The organism is Pseudobacteroides sp. (assembly GCF_036567765.1).
Lineage (GTDB): Bacteria > Bacillota > Clostridia > Acetivibrionales > DSM-2933 > Pseudobacteroides.
The window spans coordinates 1-22,855 of sequence record NZ_DATCTU010000080.1; the positions used below are offsets into that span (position 1 = coordinate 1).

At 36.4% G+C, this 22,855-nt stretch carries 27 protein-coding genes; 26 read left to right on the forward strand and 1 reads right to left on the reverse strand.

Translation table 11 applies throughout. The features are described 5' to 3' along the window. Positions 1 to 181 (reverse strand): DUF4372 domain-containing protein (locus tag VIO64_RS11535; RefSeq protein WP_331918282.1); only part of this gene is annotated, 181 nt, incomplete at its 3' end. 167 nt (positions 182 to 348) lie between these two features. On the opposite strand from VIO64_RS11535, the gene VIO64_RS23105 reads away from it, so the two are divergent. From VIO64_RS23105 to VIO64_RS11660, 26 genes are all read left to right on the forward strand, one after another. Next, positions 349 to 786, forward strand: coding sequence for a DUF6608 family protein (locus tag VIO64_RS23105; protein WP_414705270.1), 438 nt, complete (start codon positions 349 to 351; stop codon positions 784 to 786). 357 nt (positions 787 to 1,143) lie between these two features. Then, entirely contained in the window at positions 1,144 to 1,917 is a 774-nt protein-coding gene (bla, locus tag VIO64_RS11540) for a subclass B1 metallo-beta-lactamase (protein WP_331918284.1), read from the forward strand. A gap of 306 nt (positions 1,918 to 2,223) precedes the next feature. Beyond that, the gene (locus VIO64_RS11545) at positions 2,224 to 2,637 is read left to right on the forward strand and encodes a hypothetical protein (protein WP_331918286.1); all 414 of its coding nucleotides are present in this window, start codon (positions 2,224 to 2,226) and stop codon (positions 2,635 to 2,637) included. A gap of 766 nt (positions 2,638 to 3,403) precedes the next feature. Next, positions 3,404 to 4,099 (forward strand): NAD(P)H-dependent oxidoreductase, encoded by a 696-nt coding sequence (locus VIO64_RS11550; protein WP_331918288.1) that lies wholly within the window; start codon positions 3,404 to 3,406, stop codon positions 4,097 to 4,099. A 303-nt stretch (positions 4,100 to 4,402) separates the two neighbouring features. Further along, complete coding sequence (locus tag VIO64_RS11555; protein WP_331918290.1) at positions 4,403 to 4,756, forward strand: hypothetical protein; 354 nt, start codon at positions 4,403 to 4,405, stop codon at positions 4,754 to 4,756. Positions 4,757 to 5,224: 468 nt separating this feature from the next. After that, on the forward strand, positions 5,225 to 5,473 hold the full coding sequence (locus VIO64_RS11560; protein WP_331918292.1) for a hypothetical protein: 249 nt from the start codon (positions 5,225 to 5,227) through the stop codon (positions 5,471 to 5,473). Beyond that, on the forward strand, positions 5,470 to 5,859 hold the full coding sequence (locus VIO64_RS11565) for a retropepsin-like aspartic protease (protein ID WP_331918294.1): 390 nt from the start codon (positions 5,470 to 5,472) through the stop codon (positions 5,857 to 5,859). The genes VIO64_RS11560 and VIO64_RS11565 overlap by 4 nt, the downstream gene beginning before the upstream one ends. A gap of 150 nt (positions 5,860 to 6,009) precedes the next feature. Next, a complete protein-coding gene (locus VIO64_RS11570; protein WP_331918296.1) occupies positions 6,010 to 6,468 on the forward strand; it encodes a GNAT family N-acetyltransferase in 459 nt (152 codons plus the stop codon). Between the two features lie 318 nt (positions 6,469 to 6,786). Then, complete coding sequence (locus VIO64_RS11575) at positions 6,787 to 7,356, forward strand: GNAT family protein (protein WP_331918298.1); 570 nt, start codon at positions 6,787 to 6,789, stop codon at positions 7,354 to 7,356. A 291-nt stretch (positions 7,357 to 7,647) separates the two neighbouring features. Then, complete coding sequence (locus VIO64_RS11580; protein WP_331918300.1) at positions 7,648 to 8,076, forward strand: DUF4279 domain-containing protein; 429 nt, start codon at positions 7,648 to 7,650, stop codon at positions 8,074 to 8,076. Between the two features lie 498 nt (positions 8,077 to 8,574). After that, positions 8,575 to 8,961 carry an RNA-directed DNA polymerase gene (locus tag VIO64_RS11585; RefSeq protein WP_331918302.1) on the forward strand — a complete coding sequence of 129 codons (387 nt, stop codon included), beginning with the start codon at positions 8,575 to 8,577 and terminating at the stop codon, positions 8,959 to 8,961. After that, positions 8,924 to 9,172 carry a hypothetical protein gene (locus VIO64_RS11590; protein WP_331918304.1) on the forward strand — a complete coding sequence of 83 codons (249 nt, stop codon included), beginning with the start codon at positions 8,924 to 8,926 and terminating at the stop codon, positions 9,170 to 9,172. Before VIO64_RS11585 ends, VIO64_RS11590 begins: the two co-directional genes overlap by 38 nt. Continuing rightward, a complete protein-coding gene (locus tag VIO64_RS11595; protein WP_331918306.1) occupies positions 9,169 to 9,603 on the forward strand; it encodes a reverse transcriptase domain-containing protein in 435 nt (144 codons plus the stop codon). Before VIO64_RS11590 ends, VIO64_RS11595 begins: the two co-directional genes overlap by 4 nt. A 576-nt stretch (positions 9,604 to 10,179) precedes the next feature. Then, positions 10,180 to 10,743, forward strand: coding sequence for a dihydrofolate reductase family protein (locus tag VIO64_RS11600; protein WP_331918308.1), 564 nt, complete (start codon positions 10,180 to 10,182; stop codon positions 10,741 to 10,743). A 584-nt stretch (positions 10,744 to 11,327) separates the two neighbouring features. Then, positions 11,328 to 12,287, forward strand: a complete 960-nt coding sequence (locus VIO64_RS11605) for a GNAT family N-acetyltransferase (protein ID WP_331918310.1) — start codon at positions 11,328 to 11,330, stop codon at positions 12,285 to 12,287. A 310-nt stretch (positions 12,288 to 12,597) separates the two neighbouring features. Continuing rightward, on the forward strand, positions 12,598 to 13,008 hold the full coding sequence (locus VIO64_RS11610; protein WP_331918312.1) for a GNAT family N-acetyltransferase: 411 nt from the start codon (positions 12,598 to 12,600) through the stop codon (positions 13,006 to 13,008). 897 nt (positions 13,009 to 13,905) lie between these two features. Then, on the forward strand, positions 13,906 to 14,349 hold the full coding sequence (locus VIO64_RS11615; RefSeq protein ID WP_331918314.1) for a GNAT family N-acetyltransferase: 444 nt from the start codon (positions 13,906 to 13,908) through the stop codon (positions 14,347 to 14,349). Positions 14,350 to 15,332: 983 nt separating this feature from the next. After that, positions 15,333 to 15,917 (forward strand): hypothetical protein, encoded by a 585-nt coding sequence (locus VIO64_RS11620; protein WP_331918316.1) that lies wholly within the window; start codon positions 15,333 to 15,335, stop codon positions 15,915 to 15,917. A gap of 37 nt (positions 15,918 to 15,954) precedes the next feature. Then, complete coding sequence (locus VIO64_RS11625; protein ID WP_331918318.1) at positions 15,955 to 16,497, forward strand: DUF7010 family protein; 543 nt, start codon at positions 15,955 to 15,957, stop codon at positions 16,495 to 16,497. Between the two features lie 301 nt (positions 16,498 to 16,798). Further along, positions 16,799 to 17,188 (forward strand): hypothetical protein, encoded by a 390-nt coding sequence (locus VIO64_RS11630; RefSeq protein ID WP_331918320.1) that lies wholly within the window; start codon positions 16,799 to 16,801, stop codon positions 17,186 to 17,188. Further along, positions 17,152 to 17,424 carry a diguanylate cyclase gene (locus VIO64_RS11635; RefSeq protein WP_331918322.1) on the forward strand — a complete coding sequence of 91 codons (273 nt, stop codon included), beginning with the start codon at positions 17,152 to 17,154 and terminating at the stop codon, positions 17,422 to 17,424. The genes VIO64_RS11630 and VIO64_RS11635 overlap by 37 nt, the downstream gene beginning before the upstream one ends. Before the next feature lie 454 nt (positions 17,425 to 17,878). Further along, positions 17,879 to 18,319 carry a peptide deformylase gene (def, locus tag VIO64_RS11640; protein ID WP_331918324.1) on the forward strand — a complete coding sequence of 147 codons (441 nt, stop codon included), beginning with the start codon at positions 17,879 to 17,881 and terminating at the stop codon, positions 18,317 to 18,319. Between the two features lie 204 nt (positions 18,320 to 18,523). Next, complete coding sequence (locus VIO64_RS11645) at positions 18,524 to 18,742, forward strand: hypothetical protein (protein ID WP_331918326.1); 219 nt, start codon at positions 18,524 to 18,526, stop codon at positions 18,740 to 18,742. A 131-nt stretch (positions 18,743 to 18,873) separates the two neighbouring features. After that, on the forward strand, positions 18,874 to 19,740 hold the full coding sequence (gene speB, locus VIO64_RS11650) for an agmatinase (RefSeq protein WP_331918328.1): 867 nt from the start codon (positions 18,874 to 18,876) through the stop codon (positions 19,738 to 19,740). A 12-nt stretch (positions 19,741 to 19,752) separates the two neighbouring features. Continuing rightward, positions 19,753 to 20,319 (forward strand): tRNA (mnm(5)s(2)U34)-methyltransferase, encoded by a 567-nt coding sequence (locus VIO64_RS11655; RefSeq protein WP_331918330.1) that lies wholly within the window; start codon positions 19,753 to 19,755, stop codon positions 20,317 to 20,319. Positions 20,320 to 20,376: 57 nt separating this feature from the next. Continuing rightward, a complete protein-coding gene (locus tag VIO64_RS11660; protein ID WP_331918332.1) occupies positions 20,377 to 22,686 on the forward strand; it encodes an NPCBM/NEW2 domain-containing protein in 2,310 nt (769 codons plus the stop codon). Positions 22,687 to 22,855 lie beyond the last annotated feature (169 nt).

A 22,855-nucleotide genomic window follows, 5' to 3' on the forward strand; every position in this document is an offset into this window, starting at 1 on the left:
CTTGAATATCTCTAAGACTTACTTTCTCTGTCAAGTGTGCATACATCATCGTATTAAGTTGCCGAAGAACAGTAAATTTCTTTGTTCCGTGTTCTGCATTGGTTTCCTCAATGGCTTTTTCCAAAATGTTCTTGGGTAAAAGGCCTGTTAAAGTTTCAAAAACTGTAGTACAATCAACCATATCATTAGCTCCTTAGTTAATTATTGTGGTTGCTTGTCAGGCCAACCCACTTGATATTAACAAAGGAGCTTTCACATTTTTACAGGTAAATATTACAGTTGATTTTTATTAAAGTTTTTTATGCAACACTAATATAATTATGTATAAAACTAAGAGGTGAAAATTATATGAAAGTTACAAATTTACAAAGTAAAGTTAGGGTACTATACTTAAAGATTTTAAAGAATAAGGTTATAACAGTGTGCATTCTATTTTCTGTTTTTACATTGTTGGATACCATATCAATCCTTTTAGGTTTATGGCCTGCAAAGGAGGGATTGGGACCGTATGTTCACTTGTTAGGTAGATTTGTTTTGCATTCAATACTTGTCGTCGGATTATACATATTTGATATTTTAAAAAAATGGCTAAAGTCAAAAATAGCAATATATTTTATAACATTTATTATAACGTGGGGATTTCTTTTGTCTTATATTTGGTGTAATAGTCTTTTTATAGAATTACATCCAGATGCATATATAGATATGTCTATTAGTTATACATTTATGTATACTCTTTTAGGAATAGTAATTTTAATTTTTGAAAGGATTAAAAGAAAAAAATAATAAAGTGATAATGAACTGATTTACGGATAAATATAATCTCTACAGAGTGATTATGGTAAAAATAAAGTTAAGTTTTTAAAAAGAAGAAATTGTAAAAATAGGTAATTAATTAGGTATTCCTTAAGGGTCAGTATGATTTCCATCACCTAACAAGGTTATTCCCGTTCGCTGAAGCACATTCCTTCACTGGGTGCAAGCACCGCCTACGAAGAAGGGCTCTTCGGGTCCAGTTCAGGAACGTCGGGAATAACAAAACGTTAGGCGAAAGACCATGCGGGGAGGCCGGGCATCCATACCCGGATTTGCTAGGGTTGGTCTTTGGAGTAAAAGAAAAAATCAAAAATCAAGGAGCATTATATGAAAAAGATTTGTTTGTTTTTGGTCACATTAGTTTTCTTATCTCTTTATTTGATGGGGTGTTCTAACAAGTCTGAAGATGTTAAGGTCAAAGAGAGTTTTTTGAAAAGTGGTTCAGATGATTCGAATTATGTGGAATTAACAAAGATAAATGATTATATTTGGGTACATACTACATATGCAAACTATAATGGCAGTAGGACACCATCCAATGGTGTTATTGCTGTTTCTTCGAAAGGATTAGTCTTAGTTGATACTCCGTGGAATAATCCTCAGACAAAAGAACTTATAAAGTTTTCAAAAAGTGTATTTAAGAAAGATATCGTTCTTGCAATTATAACTCATGCACATGAAGATAGGATAGGTGGAATTGATACCTTGATTGAGAATAAAGTAGATGTAAGAAGTACAAGTCTGACAGTTAAAGAAGCTGAAAAGAATGGTTTTAAGAAACCAGTGCCAGAACTTGATTCTGAACCCAAAATTACTTTTGGAAATATTAATATAGAGGTATTTTATCCAGGAGAAGGTCATACTGTAGACAATATAACTGTATGGTTTCAGCAGTATAAAGTGCTATTTGGTGGATGTTTGATTAAATCTTTAGATGCAAGTGATATTGGAAATATAGCAGACGTAAACGTTAAAAGGTGGCCAGATTCGGTGAAGAAAGTTTTGGAAAAGTATGCAGATGCTGAAGTAGTTATACCTGGACATGGAAAGTGGGGGAGTTTGGATTTGTTAAATCATACATTGGAGCTAGTCAGTAAGTAAGGAGATTTAAGGCCGCAGCATCCGTACTGTTTGCAACGTGGGGCGTGGTCCTTCGCCTAACAAGTCCATTTGCGTAAAGGGCAAAGCATGGAGAACGTTCTCTGGAGTAGGAGCATGAAGGCATCATGCCCGCATCGATTCATCGGGTGCCGAGCACCGCCTTCGCAAAAGGGCTCTGTAAGTCCGATTCTTCGACGCCACAAATGGCGGACGTTAGTTGAAAGATGACGCGTTCGTGAAATGCTGCCGTTTGTAATTTTTTGATTTAGAATTAATTCTAAGAAATATGATTTTTTGGAGGATTTCATGGTAGAAAAAATGTACTTATCATATTTTGAAGTAGATAAGGATATTAAAAGGCATAAAGATTTTGATATTAAGGTTCCAAAACTTTTAGAAGAATTAAAAAATCATGGTGTTCGAATAGTATATTTAAAAGGTTTCGTAGGATATGATAGAATTGAGAAAACAATATCAGATTGTGATAGTCTACTTGCAATTGTTGATGAATATTGGTTAAGTTCAACATGGAAAGCAAGTGAGGTTACATATGCAAACGGTGATAGTGAATCGGGGGCAATTAACAATCCACGGATTCAAAGAAAACCTGTTTTTATACTTCCTGTTTATGAAAATGTTCAATTGTCATTTTTAGAAAGATATAAAGGGCCAATTATTCTTCCAAGTGATGTGGAAGAGGCAGTTAAAAAGTATTATTAGTAGGCTACGCGGGGAGTCATCCATCAACTAACAACAGATTCACACAAGGGCTCATAAGAAAAAGCATGAAGCAGTTCTCAGGAGCGTGAACATGAAGAAGGGCTCGCCACATACTTAAAAATTATTGATAGGATTGAGTTACTAACAGATGGATCAAATAGAGAGTTTCAGACTTGGATTTATTTTGATGGACTTTCGGGGGTAAATGATGCGATTTACTTTCATACAAGTAATCCAAATAGTGGTTTTCCTTTTAGTCTACCTAATTTTGAACCAAACAGCGAGGGATCTAAAGAAATTATTGAACTGCTTGATTTATCTAAGTACACTATCGGAAGATTTTGCCGTAGTAAGGGAGAAGGTTTTGATTATATTATCCAGAAAAGAGGGGTAGGTCTGGAATTTAAACAGAAGACTTAAGGTGCAGCGTCCGTGCTGCTCTGAGCTACGGGGCATGGGACTACATCTAACAAGATCATTCAAGTAAAGGGCAAAGCATAAAGTAAGGCTATGAAGTAGGAACATGAGGTCATCCTGCCCAAATCCATTCGCTGGTGCAAGCACTCCAAGAGGGATTCCTCACGGGTCCAGCTCATGGACTTCTTGAATGGCGAACGATATATGAAAGCTAGGTGCAATTGCCGTGACATCCTTGTCACGGGTTTTTAGGTAAAGCTCTGAAGTTTTTTTATTTCATGTTAGTTTGAAATTGAGAAAGTTATTTATGCACTGTTTGTCGGCAATTTGTTGTTTCATAGGAGGTATAATGAAGATTGCAGTGTTTCACGGGAGTCCCCGAAAGGGTAATACCTATAAGGCTACAAAAATTTTTTTAGATGAGTTGACAAAATACGGAGATGTTCAATACACAGAGTTTTTTCTTCCTGAAGCCATGCCAGAGTTTTGCACAGGGTGTCAACTTTGCCTTGGCAACCCGTATGAAAAATGTCCTCATTCGCAATATGTCACTCCAATTTTGAACACAATAATTAATTCTGATGCACTGATATTTACCACTCCGCATTTTGGTGCTTGCAGCATGTCATCTTGTATGAAAAACTTATTGGACCATCTGGATTTTTTGACAATGAATGTTGCACCCAGGACCGAGTTGTTTAAAAAGAAAGCATTTATCATTACGACAGGTGCAGGTTCTATTGCAGCGATAAAACCAATTAAGAAGTATCTTAAGAATTGGGGTGTCAACCGTGTTTACTCGCTTGGGTTTAGGATGTTCATTGATAGATGGGATAAAATGTCGCAACCAAAACAAATGAGATTTGGGAAAAAGCTACGTAGAGCTGCAAATATATTTTATCATGCCCGGCAAGAATATCCATATATTACTACGATTTTCATGTATTACATGTCAAAGTTTATATTAAGGAAATACGTTGGTATAGGCAAATATCCATATGAGTATTGGAAAGAAAAAGGTTTTTTTAATAAGCGACCATTTTAAGAAATTTGATGAACTTAATAAGTATAATCTACATTATGGATAATTCGCAAACTTAATATAATGCGAAACAATGTGGTTGATGTAGTTTTCAAGGGCCGCGTCCGTGCGGCTCGGGCTTCGTGGGGCACCTAACCTTCACATATCAACACACTTACGTAAAGGGCGTGCTTACGGGTCATGCTTACAGGGAGGTTTATACATGTTGCTTAAACCTGGAATAAGCGGATTTACAAATATAAAAGAATGTTCCATGAATATATCAAATGATAGATGTAGTAGTCTTGATTTTAAAAGGTATGCCATTTGTTGGCAAACAGTGGGTTGTTTAAGGTTTTATCCTTTGATTTTGAAACTATTGGTAAAAATTTTTATACATGTGAAGTATATTATAAAGATAAGAGTATTTTTATTTTATTAAACATAGTCTTTCCGTATATTTGTTTTGCGAAAAGTATACAGTACTTTAATATCAAATACTTTGATGATGAGGTTCTAGAAAATAAGTTTAATGAGTTTTATGATGTTATAAAGACAAATGAACTTTTAAAGCCTTTAAATTTTGAGGATTATAAGCAATTGAACAAAACTGAAATAAAACAATTAAGGTATTATGATTCTTTGACTGTGGGAGAAGTTATTTTTAATTTCTTGGACTGAGTAAAGGGCGATTTGAGGATGGGACGTCCTGTCGCATGCTGGTCTCTGGGGACCTCATCCATCCGATAACAACAGGTATGCACAAGGGTGCGGGCGGGAAAAACATGAAGTAAGGCTAATGTGTGTCATCCCATGAAGAATGCCTCACCACAGCTCTTCGTCGAGCTAAAGCTGCCAGGGGATATTCCTTACGGGTCTGACTCAGAGCCGTCGCATACCTAGACGTTGGAGCGGAAGCGAGTGTAATTGAAGAGCCCGGTGCGGTAATTCCGCACGCTGGGATCTGTACGGGGTGTGCTGGGTAACTGGCACGTCTACCGTGACCAAAGAAGCCCGAGAAACGCCGTCGCAGATGGGAGACGATATATAAAATTCTTTTTCCGTTTTATCTTAGGTATGAGCGGGGCTATCGAGAGTAAGTTTTTGTGGTATAATATTAGTAGATCTATTTTAGAGAAGGTGGTTTATATGAAGTGGAGTGAAGTGAGAAATATATACCCCAATCAATTTGTAAAGTTTGAAGTGTTGAAATCTCATATAGAAGAGAATAAAGAATTTGTTGATGAGATGGCTGTTATAGGTCCTGTTGCAGATGATGAAGCAACAAAGGAACTTTTGCATGCAAAGGACAAGGTACTAGTTTATCATACATCCAGAGATAATGTTGTTTTAAAGATCCGGTCAAGAATTGGGTTGAGGAGAGTATACAAAGGATGAATATTGAGTATAGGGATGGCTTGCTTTTTACTGACATTGAGATTTCATTTAAGGGCAAATCCAAGATAATAAATAATGTTGTGGTTGATACAGGAGCTGCACAAACTTTGATTTCTCAGGATGCTGTAGATGATATTGGTATAAAAGTTAGCGGCGATGATGAGGTAGTCACGTCTTATGGAATAGGTGAAAAAGAGCATGCTTTTGTAAAGACCATTGATAGAGTAAAACTGGGTGAGTTTGTCTTAGATAATTGTTCATTGGATTTTACAAGTTTTCAGTATGATGATATAAATGGTCTGATAGGATTGGATTTATTAATAGAAGCTGGATTTATAATTGATTTAAAGAAACTAAAGAAACTAAAAATGTACCTGCAAGAATGACTTGCGGGATTTTTTTATAAAAAAGGAAGGGAACCCCTCAAAGGCTTCTTATGCAAACGATATATGAAAGACTTTGCCCTTATGAGCTGCTCGCCGCCCTGGCTCTCTAAGTAAGTCTTTGTAAAAGGTTTATTTACAAGAGGTGATAGAATGCAGATTGAATATTTATGTGACAATAAACAATATGTGGATATAGTTGTAAAATGGATATATAATGAATTTATTGATGGAATTAGGTCTGGAATTTCCTGCGAAAAAGTTGAAGAGAGTTTTAGAAATAGGAAAAAGGAGTTTCTGCCAATAACAGTAGTAGCTGTAGAAAACAAAGTTTGTATTGGTGTAGCATCATTGGTCGTAAATGATTTAAAGGCTAAGGAATATGCTCCTTGGTTGGCAGGTCTTTATGTTGACAAAGAATATAGGAACAAAGGAATCGGAAAAGTTTTAGTTGAAGAAATTCAATCTATTGCAAGTAGACTTGGATATGATATTTTGTATTTGAGAACAGAACATGCTTCTGAGTATTATAAAAATCTTGGTTGGGAATTTGTTGAAAGACTTATAGACGAGTTTGGGCTTGAAACAAGCATATTTTTAAAAAGTTTATAGGGAAAGTCTCTGAAGAAAAACGCCTACGCCATCCAGGGCTCCAGTTGGGCAAAGTCCATCATATATCAACACATGCTCGTAAAGGTACGGATAGAAATTCATGTAGAATTGCTTCGAGGGACATCCCATGTAGAAGAACCGTACCACACCGCTTCACCGGCCACACAGCGGCACTTACTGGTTATCCTCTGGGGTCCAGTTCAGACGGCGTCGGTCATGTACACGTTATATGGAATCGCAAGGGTTGACCGACATATCGTATGGCGGGGTTGAGGTATGGCTTACTTGACAATGTATAAATATAGTGGAGGTTTGAAGATGAGAGATATTAATTATCAAAATTATTTTTGGCAAAATGAAATAGTCCGTTTGCGAGCAGTAGAGGAAGGGGATTGGGAAGTGCACTACTATAACCGCTTTGATTCAGAATCAAGAAGACTTTTGGATTATGAAGTTGAACTTCCGCCAACAGTACAAGAAGCTAAAGATTTGATATGTAAGTTTATAAATTTTACACCAGGTACTGGACGTATAATGTTTACTATTGAAACTCTTGATGGTGTAAATGTTGGAGGGTTAAATCTAAATTCAGTAGATGAAAGAAATGGAACGTTTTCTATTGGGATGCAAATAGATCAGAATCACAGAGGCAAAGGTTATGGGACTGCTGCAATGAAAATTTTATTCAAGTATGCATTCCATGAAAGAAGGTTAAATAAATATTATGGAAGTATTCTAGATGGAAACATTGCATCAGGAACAATGTTGAAAAAATTAGGTTGTAAGGAAGAAGGACGAAGACGCCAGATGGTTTATTCAAATGGTAGATATTATGATGAGATTCTTTTCGGACTAACAAAAGAAGAATTTGAAGAAGCAAATAAATAAGCGTTTTTTGAGGGAACGACGTCCTGTCGTTCTCTGAATATAGGGTCTTGCGACTTCATATAACAAGGCGTCTCCGCAAGGGCTTCGAGGGAAAGAGCATGAAGAAGGCTCTTCGAGGTCATTCCATGAAGAATGACTCAGTCACGGCCTGGAAGCTAACGGACGTCGCCGTAAGCTTCCAGGCCGTCGGAGACGCGGGACGTTAGTCGAAATACACCGAAAACCGCACATCCATGTGCGGATTGTACGAGAAGAGCTTTGAAGGATTATTATAAAGAGGTAAGGGCTTAAATGAAGGATCAAACAGTTTGTATGACGTATTTTACAATTATTGGCGATATTAATCTTGATGAGGTGTCAAGTATTCTAGGAATAAAGAATACAGGAGGTCATTCAATAGGTGAAAAGAAAAAGCATGGTCCAGGTTTATATGATTGGGCTGCTTGGCAATATGGGACTGGTTATATTGAAACATTGTTAGCTGACGAACAGGCAGAAATAGTAGTAGCACCATTATTGTCTAAAGTTGATGAGTTGCTATTAATAAAAGAACGGTATGATTGCTGGTTTATCCTTATGCAAGTTCCAAAGATTGAGAATGGAAATACTCCTGCTTTAGGCTTTAAAAAAGATGTAATTGAGTTTTGTGCAAAAACTGGCACAGAGATTCAAATTGACTTATATGCTAACCCATACAGTTCAGAATTTGATAGTGAATAGTAAAATGAAGTTTTTCTGAGGGATAGCCGTCCATGGCTCTCTCTGAACAAGGGGGCGGTGTACTTCGACTAACAATCCATTTACATAAAGGGCAAAGCATTCAGAATGCCGGTGGAGCAGGGCATGAGGTCATTCGTGCGTCAAGCCAAGTTCAACATCATCTTGCAGGGTGAAAGTCCCTGTTGGGAAGGCCTAGCCAGTCACCTATATCGAGTGTTGCATTGAAGCTGGTAACAGTTAAATGAAGCGTACAAAGAGAACTATGTAGGTAAAAAGGGAAACCGTATTCACTGAAGCATATTAAGCCCCGTAAACTCGTTAAATGCAAATGACGATGTGGTGGATGACACAGAAGTCAACACAATGGATTTGCAAAGGCAAGAATCAGGAGGATCTGTCGGGGTCAAAGAACGTGACATGTATAGAGAGAAGATGTTGAAAACTTGAACACGTAGCTGGCAAAGGAAACATTGTCCGGACTGGGGGACTGGATAAACAATGCAAACCTCACTGCTGGGAATAGCAATTAAAGCAAAACAAGATAAGAAATACAAATTTGGCAACTTATACGAACTCATAAACAAACAAGCTCTGCATGAGGCGTGGAAGAGGATTAACAAAAGTTCAGCTGCTGGAGTGGATAAAGAAACAGCAAGGGAATTCAGAGAACACATTGAAGAAAATATTGAAGAGATGGTAGAAGAATTCAAAAGCAAGAAATACAAAGCGAAGTTGGTAAAAAGAGTTTGGATGCCAAAAGGGCAAAATGACAAAAGACCGTTAGGATTGCCGACATTACGAGATAAGATAATCCAAAGAGCAGTCTCCGATATATTGGAAGCTATATTTGAGCAGGACTTTATTAACGATAGCTATTGGATATAGACCAGGGAAGAATGCACATCAAGCTATAGACGCCATCAAAGAAGAGCTTAGAGGTAAATATAATTATGTAGTAGAAGCAGACATAAATGGATTCTTTAACAACATAGACCATAACCTGGTTAATAAGGATGTTGGAAGTACGAATAAAGGACAAGCAATTCATAAGGCTTATAAAGAAATGGTTAAAAGCAGGAGTATTGACCAGTATTGACCGAAGATGGAGAAATAGAAAAGCCATTCAATGGATGCCCGCAAGGGTCTGTAATAAGTCCGATACTTGCGAATATTTACCTACACTATGTATTAGATTTATGGTTCGAGAAAGCAATAAAGCCGAAGTGTGAAGCTGAGGCTTACTATTGCAGATCGGCTGATGATTTTATCTGTGGATTCCGAAACAAAAGTGATGCAAATAGCCTAATGAACATATTAGGAGCAAGACTGCAGAAATTTGGTTTGGAACTGGCAAAAGAGAAGACTGGGATGGTGGTATTCTCAAGATTTAAGAAGCATTTAAATACTAAATTCAGTTTTCTAGGATTCGATTTCAGGTGGGTGCTATCGAGAAAGGGAAAGGACTATATACGAAGGGAAACGAATCCCAAAAGAATGACGAAATCATTAAAAGCCTTTGCAACATAGTGCAAGAAAAACAGGAATAAAAGAATCAAAATGGTAGTGGAAATGGTGAATATGAAGTTGAAAGGCTATTTTAATTATTATGCTATATAAGGAAATAGCCATAAAATCAACAGATTTTATGATATAGCTGTTAGGACGTTGTATAAATGGATGAATAGAAGAAGCCAAAGGAAAAGCTTTATTTTTGAAGAATTCAAGGAAAAGATGAAACACTACGGATTGATAAAACCGAGGATAAAGAAAAGTTTGTACAAGCAATTGAGTATTGAAGATTATTGTTTTGTTTGAAGCGGAAGCGAGTGTAATTGAAGAGCCCGGTGCGGTAATTCCGCACGCTGGGATCTGTACGGGGTGTGCTGGGTAACTGGCACGTCTACCGTGACTGCCCAGATCCATTCGTTGAGGGCGTGGCCCACGAGGGGCCAACTCATGGACTTTGCAAATGTACACGTTCTCTGAAATCCTTTTAAATAAAGTGCTGATTTAAGTGATGTTTTAAAAGGCATCAAGTTAAATTTTGTTTGATATTACACATAAAATGAACTCAAATACAGTTTTAGAGAGGAGCAAAACTCTATGTTGAATATTGTAAATTCGAGAAGAATAGTGTTAGATTTGGCAGTGACTCTGGATGGATTTATCGAAGGTCCAAAGGGAGAAGTTGATTGGTGTATAATGGATCAAGATATGGGTTTTACCGATTTCTTGGATAGTATAGATACAATTTTTTATGGTCGTAAAAGTTATGACTTATGGGGACAATATATTCCAGATGATGGGGCTTGTGAGTCAGAAAAAGAAATTTGGAAGTTAGTTCATAGTAAAAGGAAATATGTATTTTCGAAGACTCTTACAGAAATTGATGGAAAGGCAATACTGATTAATGAACATTTACAGCATGAGGTGGAAAAAATAAAAAAAGAACCCGGTAAAGACATTTGGCTGTATGGAGGAGCAAGCCTTGTGACAACATTTATAAATTTAGGACTTATTGATGAATATAGATTGTCTGTTCACCCTGTAGTTTTGGGATCAGGTAAACCTTTGTTTAGTAATATAACTCAGAGAATAGAGCTTAATCTTATTAATATAAAGAGATTTACCTCCGGAGTAGTACAACTTTTTTATCATCCAAACTGATTGAAGCAATCATGGTGATGAAGTAACTGTTTTTTTATATATTCTGCACCCAGTGAAGGGTTTAATAGTGCTCATTTGGAATATAGTGTCGGCGGACTTCAGAGAACAAAATCTTCCCGTTCGTTCCGGGCGAAAAGCATGCCCTCCACATATCCCCAAGCCTAACCGAGGCGGAGGCACCCCTAACCTAAGATATGAGCTATCTAAGACTGGGTGCACCTCCTGTAAGGCTTGGGGACGGCGGGAAGACGAGACGTTATGTGAAAAGTGGTGCGTTAAGCTGGGCTGACGCGGGCTTTTTACGGCTAATAGGACAACATTATTATTAAAAAGATCGGAATGAAATTACAATGGGGAAGGGCTCGTGAGAAGGGGCATGAAGCAGTTCGCTGGAGCATGAACACGAAGAAGGACTCGCCACATTCCTTCACCGGGCCAAAGGCCGCCAAAGAAGAAATGCTCTGCGGGTCCGGTTCAGGAACATCGTGAATCAAAACGTTAGGCGAAAAACCACGCATAGACCGCGACATCGTGTCGCGGATTTTAAAAACATCGTAATAAATGCATTATTAAAGGAGAAGAATATGATAAATAAGATTATTACAAGCAGGATGCAAGAATCAGATATTACCCAAGCCCTAAAAATTTGGGGAGAACAATATGGTCGTCATTGTAGTAGTGAAGCATACCCTGATCATTGGAAAAAAAACACAAGAGAAATAGAAGAGTTTTTAAAGCGTAAGGTTGAAAGTAGAACTGGTATCGTTGCTAAGCTAGATAACAGTTTAATTGGGTACTTAACATATGATGAATTTCCGTTTAATGGCGAAAAGTCGGTATTCTGTCCATCAATAGCACATGCTGCCGTTGAGGAATATAAGGAAGAAGCATATTTATCTTTATATAAAAGTATTTCCAAAGAGTGGGTAGATACGTATATCTATAATCATATGTGGACAATCAACTATAATGATACTAAACTTAGGGATATTTTATACGATTTGGGTTTTGGTTCTTACTTAATTGATGCATTCACCATCACAGATAATAAGATATATAGTAATTCACCATATGAGATTAGAAGGGCCGAATTGCAGGACGTTGAAATATTATATAGTTTGGTAGAGGAATCAAGACAATACTACCATTCAGCTCCTCTTTTCCTGAAAAGAGACCAAAGTTCAAAAAATGAAATACTAGAAATTATACAAAAAGGCAATGTATTTATCGCATGGGAAGATAATAAAGCAATAGGATTTATTAATGTAAGTGTATCTAAAAGGGATAATATTATTGATTTGTCTGTAAGTAATAGCGGTTTGATTGATGAGATAGGTGCGTACATACAGCCAGAATACAGAGGCAAGGCACTGGGTAAAGAACTGTTAAAAAATGTATTTGACTATTGCAATAAAAATGACATAAAAAGTGTACACGTTGATTTTGAAACAGGGAATTTATTTGCTAACAAGTTTTGGAGGAAGTATTTTAATCCAATGCTTATATCGGTTAGAAGAACTATAAATAAGAACATTAACGATTGATTTTCATGAAATGAGATGCTAGGGGACGACATCCTATTGTCCTCTCGTTACGGGGGACATGGTTCATCACCTAACAAGTCCATTTTCGTAAAGGGCAAAACATGTAGAACGTTCTCTGGAGTATGAGCATGAGGTCATCCTGCCCGCATCGCTTCATCGGGTGCAAGCACCGCCAAGGGGTATTCCTTATGGGTCCGATTCAGCGATGGCCGCAAATGGCGGACGCTAGGCGAAAGACCATGAGTTATTGCGACGTTGTGTCGCATGATTTTTAGAAGGGTTTTGCAAGAAAAAATTATGGGGTGGTTTTATGAGAATATCTATAAAATATGCTGAATTTGTGGATTTAGAGTATCTTTTAAAAAATGATAAACATATAAGTAAAGAAATGCTTGAAAAAAAGATTGGGGAAAAAGAAGTAATTACAATTCGTGTTGATGACAATTTAGTAGGGTGGCTGAGATATAATTACTTTTGGGATAATACACCATTTATGAATATGTTGTATTTTGATGAAAGCTATAGACAAAAAGGATTAGGTTCAAAAGTTGTTTATTATTGGGAAAAGGCTATGAAGGAAAAGGGATATACAAGGGTTATGACATCAACATTGGCAAATGAACAAGCTCAGTTTTTTTATAGAAAACAAGGTTATAAGGATGCTGGATGTTTATTACTTGAAAACGAAGCCCTTGAAATATTATTTACTAAAAATATATGAGTACTATACTTGGGTTATGTATTAAGGCCACCACATACGTGTGGCTCTTGCTTCGCGGGTCATGGTCCTTCGCCTAGCAACGTATCTGAGTAAAGGGCATGCTTACGGGTCATCCTGCCCACATCGATTCATCGGGAACAAGTTCCGCCAAGGAGAAGGGCTCTGTAAGTCCGATCCATCAACGTCTCAGATATACACGTTAGTCGACAGACCAAGCAGAACGGTGTGTCCTTGCACCGATATTGAAAGAATGGCTATGTAGTTTTGCAAAAGAAAAATCATTTATTAATATATTTTAGTTTGTTCTGGTTTTGGGGTGGAGATGGAATTTTTAACCTTGTTATAGTTCCAATACTATTAGTTGCTTTCCAATTACCATTATTATTCTGCTTAAAAAACGTAAGTGTGTTTATAGGATAAAGCTTATTTTGTTAAATATTATATTGTTTGTATGCCCTACTGTAACAATGCTAATAACAAATGCAATAGCTTGGATATTTGGAATAGATAATTCAGTATCATAAAGTTTTAATATACTTAATATACTTTGCTTATTAAAATAAGTAAAGAGTGATGAATAGTTTAAGGCCACCGCATCCATGCGGTTCTTGCTCCGTGGGGCACCTGACTCCGTGTAACTAGTCCATTTGCATAAAGGGCAAAGCATGGAGAAAGTTCTCTGGAGTATGAGCATGAGGTCATTCTGCCCGCATCGCTTCATCGGGTGCAAGCACCGCCAAGGGTATTTCTTATGGGGTCCGATTCAGCGACAGCCGCAAATGGCGAACGTTCTCCGAAATCGTTATTAACTATGTGCAAACTTTAAGTGATTTTTGAAATGAGTTTAGATCACATTTGTTTGGTAACTCGAAATTGAGATTATGAGGTATTGCGTTTATGGAAATTAAAATAATTTCAAATAATAAGAAACAATTTATTGATTTGTTGTTGCTAGCAGACGAGCAAGAAGATATGATTGATAAATATTTAGAGCGTGGGGATATGTTTGCTCTATATGATGATGACTTGAAAAGTATCTGTGTGGTGACTCAAGAGGATGACGAAACATATGAACTTAAGAATATAGCAACATATGAAAAATATCAAAGTAAAGGCTACGGGAAAAAATTGATTAAATATATATTAGAATATTATAAAGACAGATGTAAAACAATGCTTGTTGGAACTGGAGATTGTCCGTTTATTATTTCTTTTTATGAGAGTTGTGGATTTGTAAAGTCTCATCGAATTAAGAATTTTTTTACTGACAATTATAACTATCCAATTTATGAAGGTGAAGTACAGCTAGTTGATATGATATATCTGAGAAAAGATTTTTGAGAAACTTGGATAAACTTTGTTCGTATTATTTATATATTCTGAACTACGAAGAGGTTTGGTGTAGTACTAATTTAAGCTTAGAGTTGACGGACTTCGGAGACCAACACATTTGCATAAAGGGCAAAACATGTAGCATGATGTTGGAGCAGGGCATGTAGTCATCCTGCCCAAATCCACTCGTTGAGGGCGGAGCTCCGCCAAGAAGAATGGCTTTGAGGGCCCAAATCGTGGACTTTGCAAATGTAGACGATATATGGAATTCCATGCGTTCCGACGCGTCCTGCGTCGGGTTTTATGGAATGACATAACTGAATCAATAAATATATGTAAATCTGATAAAGGAATAGGTGCGAGTAGAGGGTATTTAATTTTGAAAGTGGCAGGAAACTCCACATATCAACACATGCCCGTAAAAGTGCGGATAGAAGGGCATGAAGAATTGCTTTGCGGGTCATTCCATGTAGAAGATCCGCACTACACCACTTCACCCACGCAAGCGTGCCAAAGAAGAAGGGCTTCGTGGGTCTGGTTCAGTGGCGTCGGGCATGTGCACGATATAAAATCGCACGCAAGTTAAAGCCTAATATTCTGATAATTGGAATGAATAACATTCCAATTGAGCATGAACTGGAGTTTGAAGTGGTATTTAATGTATATTAAAAAATGTAGTAAATTTATTTGATGTTTGGTAAAATATATATTAAATGTTGTGCAAATGTGGATTAAATGTTAAAAATATTAAAATATATTGAATATATTGAATATATTGAATATATTGAAAAACGGATAACATTTTAAGTAAAATAGGTAGAATCAAATCGGACATTTCTGCTTTAAATAATACGTCAAAGCAAATGGATAAAAATTGATTTAATATCAAGTGCTGCAGTAAATTTAATGTTAGATACGGCGATAGCTTCTAAATTTTGGGTCGATGCATATTGACTAACAATTCATTTAAGACCATGAAAGGGATGGAATTAATGTTAAATAGTATGATGCTAAAGATTATTATGGTGTTATTTCTATGCTTCTTGAGTATATTTATATTTACTACCTGTGATTCTTCTTATTCTAGATATGAAGAGCAATACACAATTTCAGATAATTCTAAGGATATTAAACTCGCAATTGAAAATGAAATAAATACTTCTAACAAAAATGTTGGAAAACCTACAAATATCACAATCATTATAAGAAATGAAGCCATTATTGATGATTTAAAACTAGTATTATCTACAATGAGTGATGGAAATTTAGCACTTTATCAGTTTAAGATAAATGAAAAAAATATGTTGAGATCTGTTAGCGGAGGATATTCTTCTGGTTCTATTGGAATGCCAGTTATTGAAACAAAAAAGGGAAAATATCTATTAGTGTATGGAGGAAAATTTGAAAAGAAATTAAGTTATATTATTGTTAAACTCATGGAAAAAGAATATGTTTATAATATTGCAGATAAAGAATATTTTATTGATTATTATATGGTCGACAAAGATGTGCAGAAGACAAGTGGAGAATCTTATAGATTATTAGATGAGAAAAATATAGAAGTAACTGGATTTTGAAATAGTGATTAAATTAATATAAGGGGATAATTGGATTATGACAATTAATGAAATGAGACTAGATATTGCAAAGAGGAATAAAAAAGGTATATCCTTTATACTTGCCTCGATTATATTATGGATGGGGATTTTTGTTATATGGCTTTTACCTATAAAAGATATTCTTACCAGAAATCTATTTACCTTCTTTTGTACCGCACCGCTGGTTCCTTTAGCATTTCTGATTTCAAGAATAATAAAAGCTGAATTTTCAGCGAAAGATAACCCACTAAATAATTTAGGAATTCTATTTTCTATAAATCAATTTCTATACATTTTAATTGCTATGTGGGCATATGCCGCAGCTCCAAGCAAAATGGTAATGATCCTGGCAATAATTTTCGGTGCACACTTGTTACCGTTTTCATGGCTGTATAGGTCTAAAGCGTATATGGTAATGTCCATTATAATACCAATAGTTATTCTTGGTGTTGGAAGTAGCTTGAAATCAGAGCATACATTTATTCTTCCAGGAATAATGACTATTTTTGAAATTGTGTTTGCAATATGGCTTACTTTAGAAAATAGAAAAGAAATCTAGTAGAATTGACATTGTCATATAAAAATGTTAAAAAATGGGTATAAACAGGTGAGAAGATGAAAAAAACTATAATTTTAATATTAGGACTTTTTATTCCACTTACTTTGCTATAGGATGTGGAAGTGAACTTAATCACAAAGAGATTGCGACTAGCATAGCCGAACCAACTTTAGATATACCTGTAACGGAGGTTTTAGTTAATGAGGAAATTGAGTTTGTTCAACATCTGGTAAAGGTTGTTAAAGAAAAAGATATTTCTTCCTTTAAAAAAATAATGCCTGATGAAAACAGCATTCATATAGTGCGGTCATTTTGCTCGGGTAACGGCACACGAGGAAAAAACATCTCATTAAACGTTAAAGCAGAAGACATGAATGATAATCTAACTATACCTGTAGAAGATGAAACCCCTATAGAATTCGATATACTGCTTCAACAGTCTTTAAGCACTGATGTTTCTAATATTTCTAAAGAGGTAGTGGATGATAAGATAGATTTTGACTCAATTCTCATTTCACAAGATGTATGGGATAAGTGTACAGAGATAGTGGATAAGCTTGGTGACAAGGAGTGGAAACCCTATATTATTGCCTTAAAAGATAATCAATATGCCTTATATGAAGGTGGAGATGTGAGCGGTTTTCCTGTTGGTGGGTGGTTTACGAGAAAAGCATTAGCAACTATGAACTGACTCATAAAGATAAACTGACAGGTTTGGGAAACAGAATAATGCTTGAAGAAAACCTTATGAGAATCATGAAACATGAAACGGTAGTAATAAGCAATTTGAAATATGCAGTGATTTTTATTGATCTTGACGGAGTCAAAGAAGTTAATGACGAATATGGGCATGAACCCAGCACAGATTGTTTTCTACTACCCTTCTTACAAGAATGGAAAGGATGCATATACAATAAAATTTATTAAGGGAGATACAGAATTCCATAAACTGTATATAGAGAAAGAGCTTTGGAAGAGAAGCAAATGCAAATCAATGTCATTTTGAAAAAATCATAATATAGTTAACGTAAATAATTATTTACGATTTTGTGTTAAACATGGTTGATTTATGTACGAAGATGATATAAAATATTAAAGCAATGTGTTTTTATAATGAGAGGCAGTGTTGAGCAAGCATAATACAGAAGGCAACAAGACAATAGGGGAGTAATGAAAGAATATGACCAGTCAATAGGGTCATTTTCTTTTTGTGTAAAATAGTAGAACATTGAGTATTGTTTGTTTTGTGGAAATTACAGTAAATTATCTGCTTGTATACTAAAATACCATATAATATAATAGACGTACAAAGAGCAGCTGACTAGTGTTCTTTGTCAGCAATCAACATGATTTACTATATTGAAAGTGGGAGGACTTTTAAATGGCTCTGAGAACCCTTAGAAAATTAGATGATGAAGTCTTTAGAAAAGTAGCTAAAGAAGTACATATTATAGATAATAAAATATTAACATTCCTCGATGACTTGATAGAAACAATGAGAAAAGAAAATGCTATAGGCCTTGCTGCTACACATGTAGGTGTTTTGAAGAGAATAGTAGTTGCGGATATAGGAGAAGGTCTTATAGAAATTATAAATCCCAGAATAATAGGTGAATCAGGGGAGCAGGTAGGTGTTGAAGGCTCTGTAAGTTTGCCTGGAAAATATGGTGAAGTTAAAAGACCCCAAAAAATTATAGTAGAAGGGTTAAACCGCAAAGGTGAAAAGATAGTCGTTTCTGGCGAAGGACTTTTAGCAAGAGTATTATGCCATGAAATAGACCATTTGGACGGTATAATATTTACAGATAAAGTCATAAAATAATGCGATAAAAATAGGGTCAAACAGTTTCCATCGTTTGGCTATATGGTATATAATGTTGATAATCAAATAAATAAAGAAATAAAGTGCAAAAGAGGGGGATAAAATGGAGACTAAGGCTGTTAGTGCTAACTTAGTTCAAGAAAAAGCTGCTGGCAAATACGGGTTTTAACTGCCATCAAGTCCAACTAAGGTGAGATTGTAGCATTGGCTGTAAATAGTGAAAAACTCAGGACTTGGCATCAGGGGCCGGGAATGGTAGATTACCTAAAATCCAGATGGACATTCAGCTGGAAAAATGCAGATATAGAAGAATCAGGACTGTTGATTGAATTCTCCTATGAATTGACAGACATATTTAGAGATCCTAAAAGCAAACAGGTATATTTATCTATTAATGGTCAGAGGCCACATTTTTTAATATAAATAATCCGTTATATACCATATCAAAATTGGATCAGAATGAATATGGACTTGAAACAAAAGCTATAAGAATAGTGCTGGTGGTATGGATTGCAGAATAAAAGTATTCAGTTGAGAATAACAAGGAGGATAAGATGGGTTTAAAGGATGGAAAATCAACATTGCCGGTTAAGTTTATGGCAAGTTGTGAAGATTATAACGATGCAAAAACAGTTTTGGTTGGAGTGCCGATGGATTTTACCTGCAGCTTTAGGCCAGGAACAAGGTTTGGACCTCAGAAGATCAGGGAGGTATCTGTTGGCATAGAAGAATACAGTGTGTATATGGATAAGGATTTGACGGACAAGTCATTCTTTGACTGCGGTGACCTGGACATGCCTTTTGGAAATGTTGAAGAGAGCTTGAAGCTTATTGGAGATTCGACACAAGAAATTTTGGGTGACGGTAAGTTTCCTATATTTATAGGGGGGGAGCACCTTATAAGTGTTCCTGTAATTAAAGAAGTCCATAAAAAGTATGGTGACGAGCTTATTGTTCTTCATTTCGATGCTCACGCTGACCTGAGAGAAGGGTATTTGGGATGTCCGAATTCCCATGCGTCTGCCATAAGAAGGCTTATTGATTTTATGCCTGGCAAAAATATTTACCAGTTGGGTATAAGGTCCGGCACCAGGGAAGAGTTCCAATTTGCAAAGGATAACACCAATATGTTCAAGTTTGATGTTATTGAACCATTGGAGCAAGTTATTAAAACACTTGGAAATAGGCCTGTATATGTTACACTAGATATAGATGTTGTGGACCCGGCTTTTGCAAACGGTACAGGAACTCCTGAGCCGGGAGGTATAACCTCAAGGGAAATGCTAAAAGCAGTGGGAATGTTGAAAAGTCTTAATATTGTGGGTTTTGATTTGGTGGAGGTTTCACCGATTTTTGATCAATCGGATAGGACTGCACTTTTAGCGGCAAAAATAATCAGGGACATAATTCTAATAGTCTAGAAGGTGGAGAAAATGCAGCTTATTAAAAATTGCTTGGGACAGTCCCATGATATAGCAGAGAGGATAGTAAAAGAAGGGGATAAGGTGGTTGATGCTACTGCCGGAAATGGTAATGATACCGTTTTTTTAGCAAAGCTTATTGGTGAGACAGGAAAGGTTTATGCCTTTGATATACAGGAAAAGGCACTGGAAAAAACCAAGGAGAAGCTTAAAAGCCAAAGCTTGGAACACCGTGTTGAATTGATAAAAGATGGTCATGAAAATATGGGCAAATATGTAAATGGTCAGGTATCACTTGCCATGTTCAATTTAGGATATCTTCCAGGTGGGAATCATAGTATTTGTACAAGATTTCAGACTACTAAAAAAGCAATTGAAGCTGCCATGGAGCTTCTTAAGAAAAACGGTCTTGTAATTTTGGTTGTTTATTACGGTGGAGACAGCGGTTTTGAAGAGAAGGATGCACTTATGGATTATATTACCACAATTGACAGCAGGAATTACTCCGTATTAAGGTCTGAGTTTGTAAACCAGCCAAATTGTCCGCCGCTTCTTGTGTTAATAGAGAAGCTTATGTAAAGTTTATAAAGGTTGCAAAATTACTGTGTGATTTTGTTACGTTATAGGGGGAAAACAATGAAAAAATTATTAGTATTATTATTTGTTCTATTGAGTGTCAATATATGTTCAGGAGTTGCGGCAAGCGGGGCCAAGCCTACGCCCCTGCCAAATCCCACAGCTTCAAACATTAAGATAAAGTATCCATCAACAGATGCTGTAGTTGCAATAAATAAGGCAGCAATAGAGTGGGTGGACAGCTATAAAGGAACCGACCACTACTTGTGGCTTGTTGAGGAAGGCAGCAACAAGATTATATTAAAAAACATAACTATAAAAAAAGGTGTTAATAAATACAGCATACCTGCAAAGCTTCTGACTCCGGGCGAAAAATACCGCTATAAGGTAGGTGTCATGGATGCTAAGAAGAAGACTACTTATACTGCTCTTAAATACTTCCAGGTAGCGGAAAAACCTACAATAACCTACCCGTCTAATGGAAGTGATGTTAAAAGGTCCGATGCATCCATAATGTGGAACATAGCAAGCTCAGCTTCCAACTATGTTTTGAGGGTTGCAGATGATGAAAACGGGACAGTTATACTAAATAACATAACACCGCTTAAGGAGGGGGAGCATGTAGTACCTCCGCTGGATATACAATATGGCAGGAGTTATCGTTTTGTATTGGGCGTTAAAGATACATACGGCAATATAACATGGTCAGAAGTTAACAAGTTCAAGGTTAAGGACAAACAAGCCCCAACCTTTGCTGTTGATCTAATAGATAAAGACTCATATCAGAACGATGTAAATACAAAATTTTATATCAATATGGATAACAAACCAATTAAGCTAAGCCATGTGGAATATAAAAATAGTATTGTGCAAAGACCTGGTTCGATTATAAAAATACCTCTGGGTAAAAAGTACATGATTTTTTCAAGTGTAATAGGTCTGGATGACTCGGTGTATACCAAAGGCGGATCTGTAATATTTAAATTATATGGAGACGGTAGGCTTTTATATGAGAGTAAAGTGATATCAAACGATATATCAAGGTATTATCACTCCATGCAAAGAAAGATTGATGTAAACGTATTCGGTATTGAAGAACTGACATTGCAGGTAACTGATGCAGGTGATGGTACCGATAATGATTCTGGCGTGTGGGCAGACCCTTACTTAGCTATCGAGTCCAAAGATGAGAGTTACCCGACAGCCAGGTATGTGCAGGGAGATGATGAGCCGGGAACATTGCTTTACAGCAATTTCCCTGAATCTGTTATGGATAATCATGTGAATAACCAACCTGTTTGTGTATTAATGCGTAGGGATAGTGTTATTGGAAAAAATGCTTTCATAGCTGACCACATGAACGTCACTTCAAACAGCAAGCCCAAGCATTTTGGAGTGCTATTGCACAACAAGACCCAGAGTGTTGCCCACGTAGTTATATCCAAAAAAGGCATAAGTTCGGTTCCATCCCATGGCAGTATATTCATGAAGGATGCACTAAGAGAATATGTTTTAAGTAATCAATCAAGCATAGATATTGAACCGGGAGGTTACTTTTGGCTTTTTGACAATCCCACATTGCTCATGGAGCCTGCAAGTCAAACCTGGGGTGACTTTGTGAATGCAATGGCTGAATTTGACACAGATCAGGTTTTGGAAGTAACTGTATGCATAATGGACAGCCCGACTTACTTTAGTGAGCCTTCAAAGGTGGATGCATTTACGGAGGTTCCTTTTGAAGCTTCAGCAAGACAGTACAGAGGCACAACAGATACTTACCCTGTCACAAACCTGGATCTAAGCGTCAGCATTAATGACTGGGATGTAGACAATACTCCTCTGGTAGTATCATATCCGTTGTACAATGCTAAGGAAAACAAATGGAACAGAAACTTTGAAAACTTTCCGGGATGGGTAACCAATATTACGTCTGATAAGAATGAGGGAGCAATAATAAGTGATATGTTCACCTTTAAAGAAAAATATAACGGTGCTGATCTTCTGCTTTCACCGACATTAAGGTTTCCTGAAGGAGCAAAGTATCTGACAAACCTGGGGAATTGGGGTATCTGGTACAATGAAAAGATACACATTAAGAATAACACCGATAAAGATAGAAAGGTAAGCTATTATTTAGGATCTGTAGTTGCAGGAAGCGGTTATCAGCAGGCACTTATATTTTCACCTGAGGGAGAAGCTTTAAAAGATATGGACCCTAATAGGCAGGTCTACAAGCAGGAGCTTATAAAACTTGTAAAAGAGGTTGAGGTACCGGCTTTCGGAGAAGCGGATATAGTATTCCAATATATTCTTCCAAACAACTCTTCAGGCGGTATATACCATGCCATTGTACAGGCTCCTAATGAGTAGATTTGTGACTTAATACAAAATTTTAAAATAACGACATAATAATTATGAGCAGACGAATTTTAATTTAGGGATAAACATTATGATTGTTAACACTTTAATATGGGTGATGTTTGTTCCTGAATTTTGCAAATGGTAATTGCAATACTTATACCTACCTAATTTTATATGT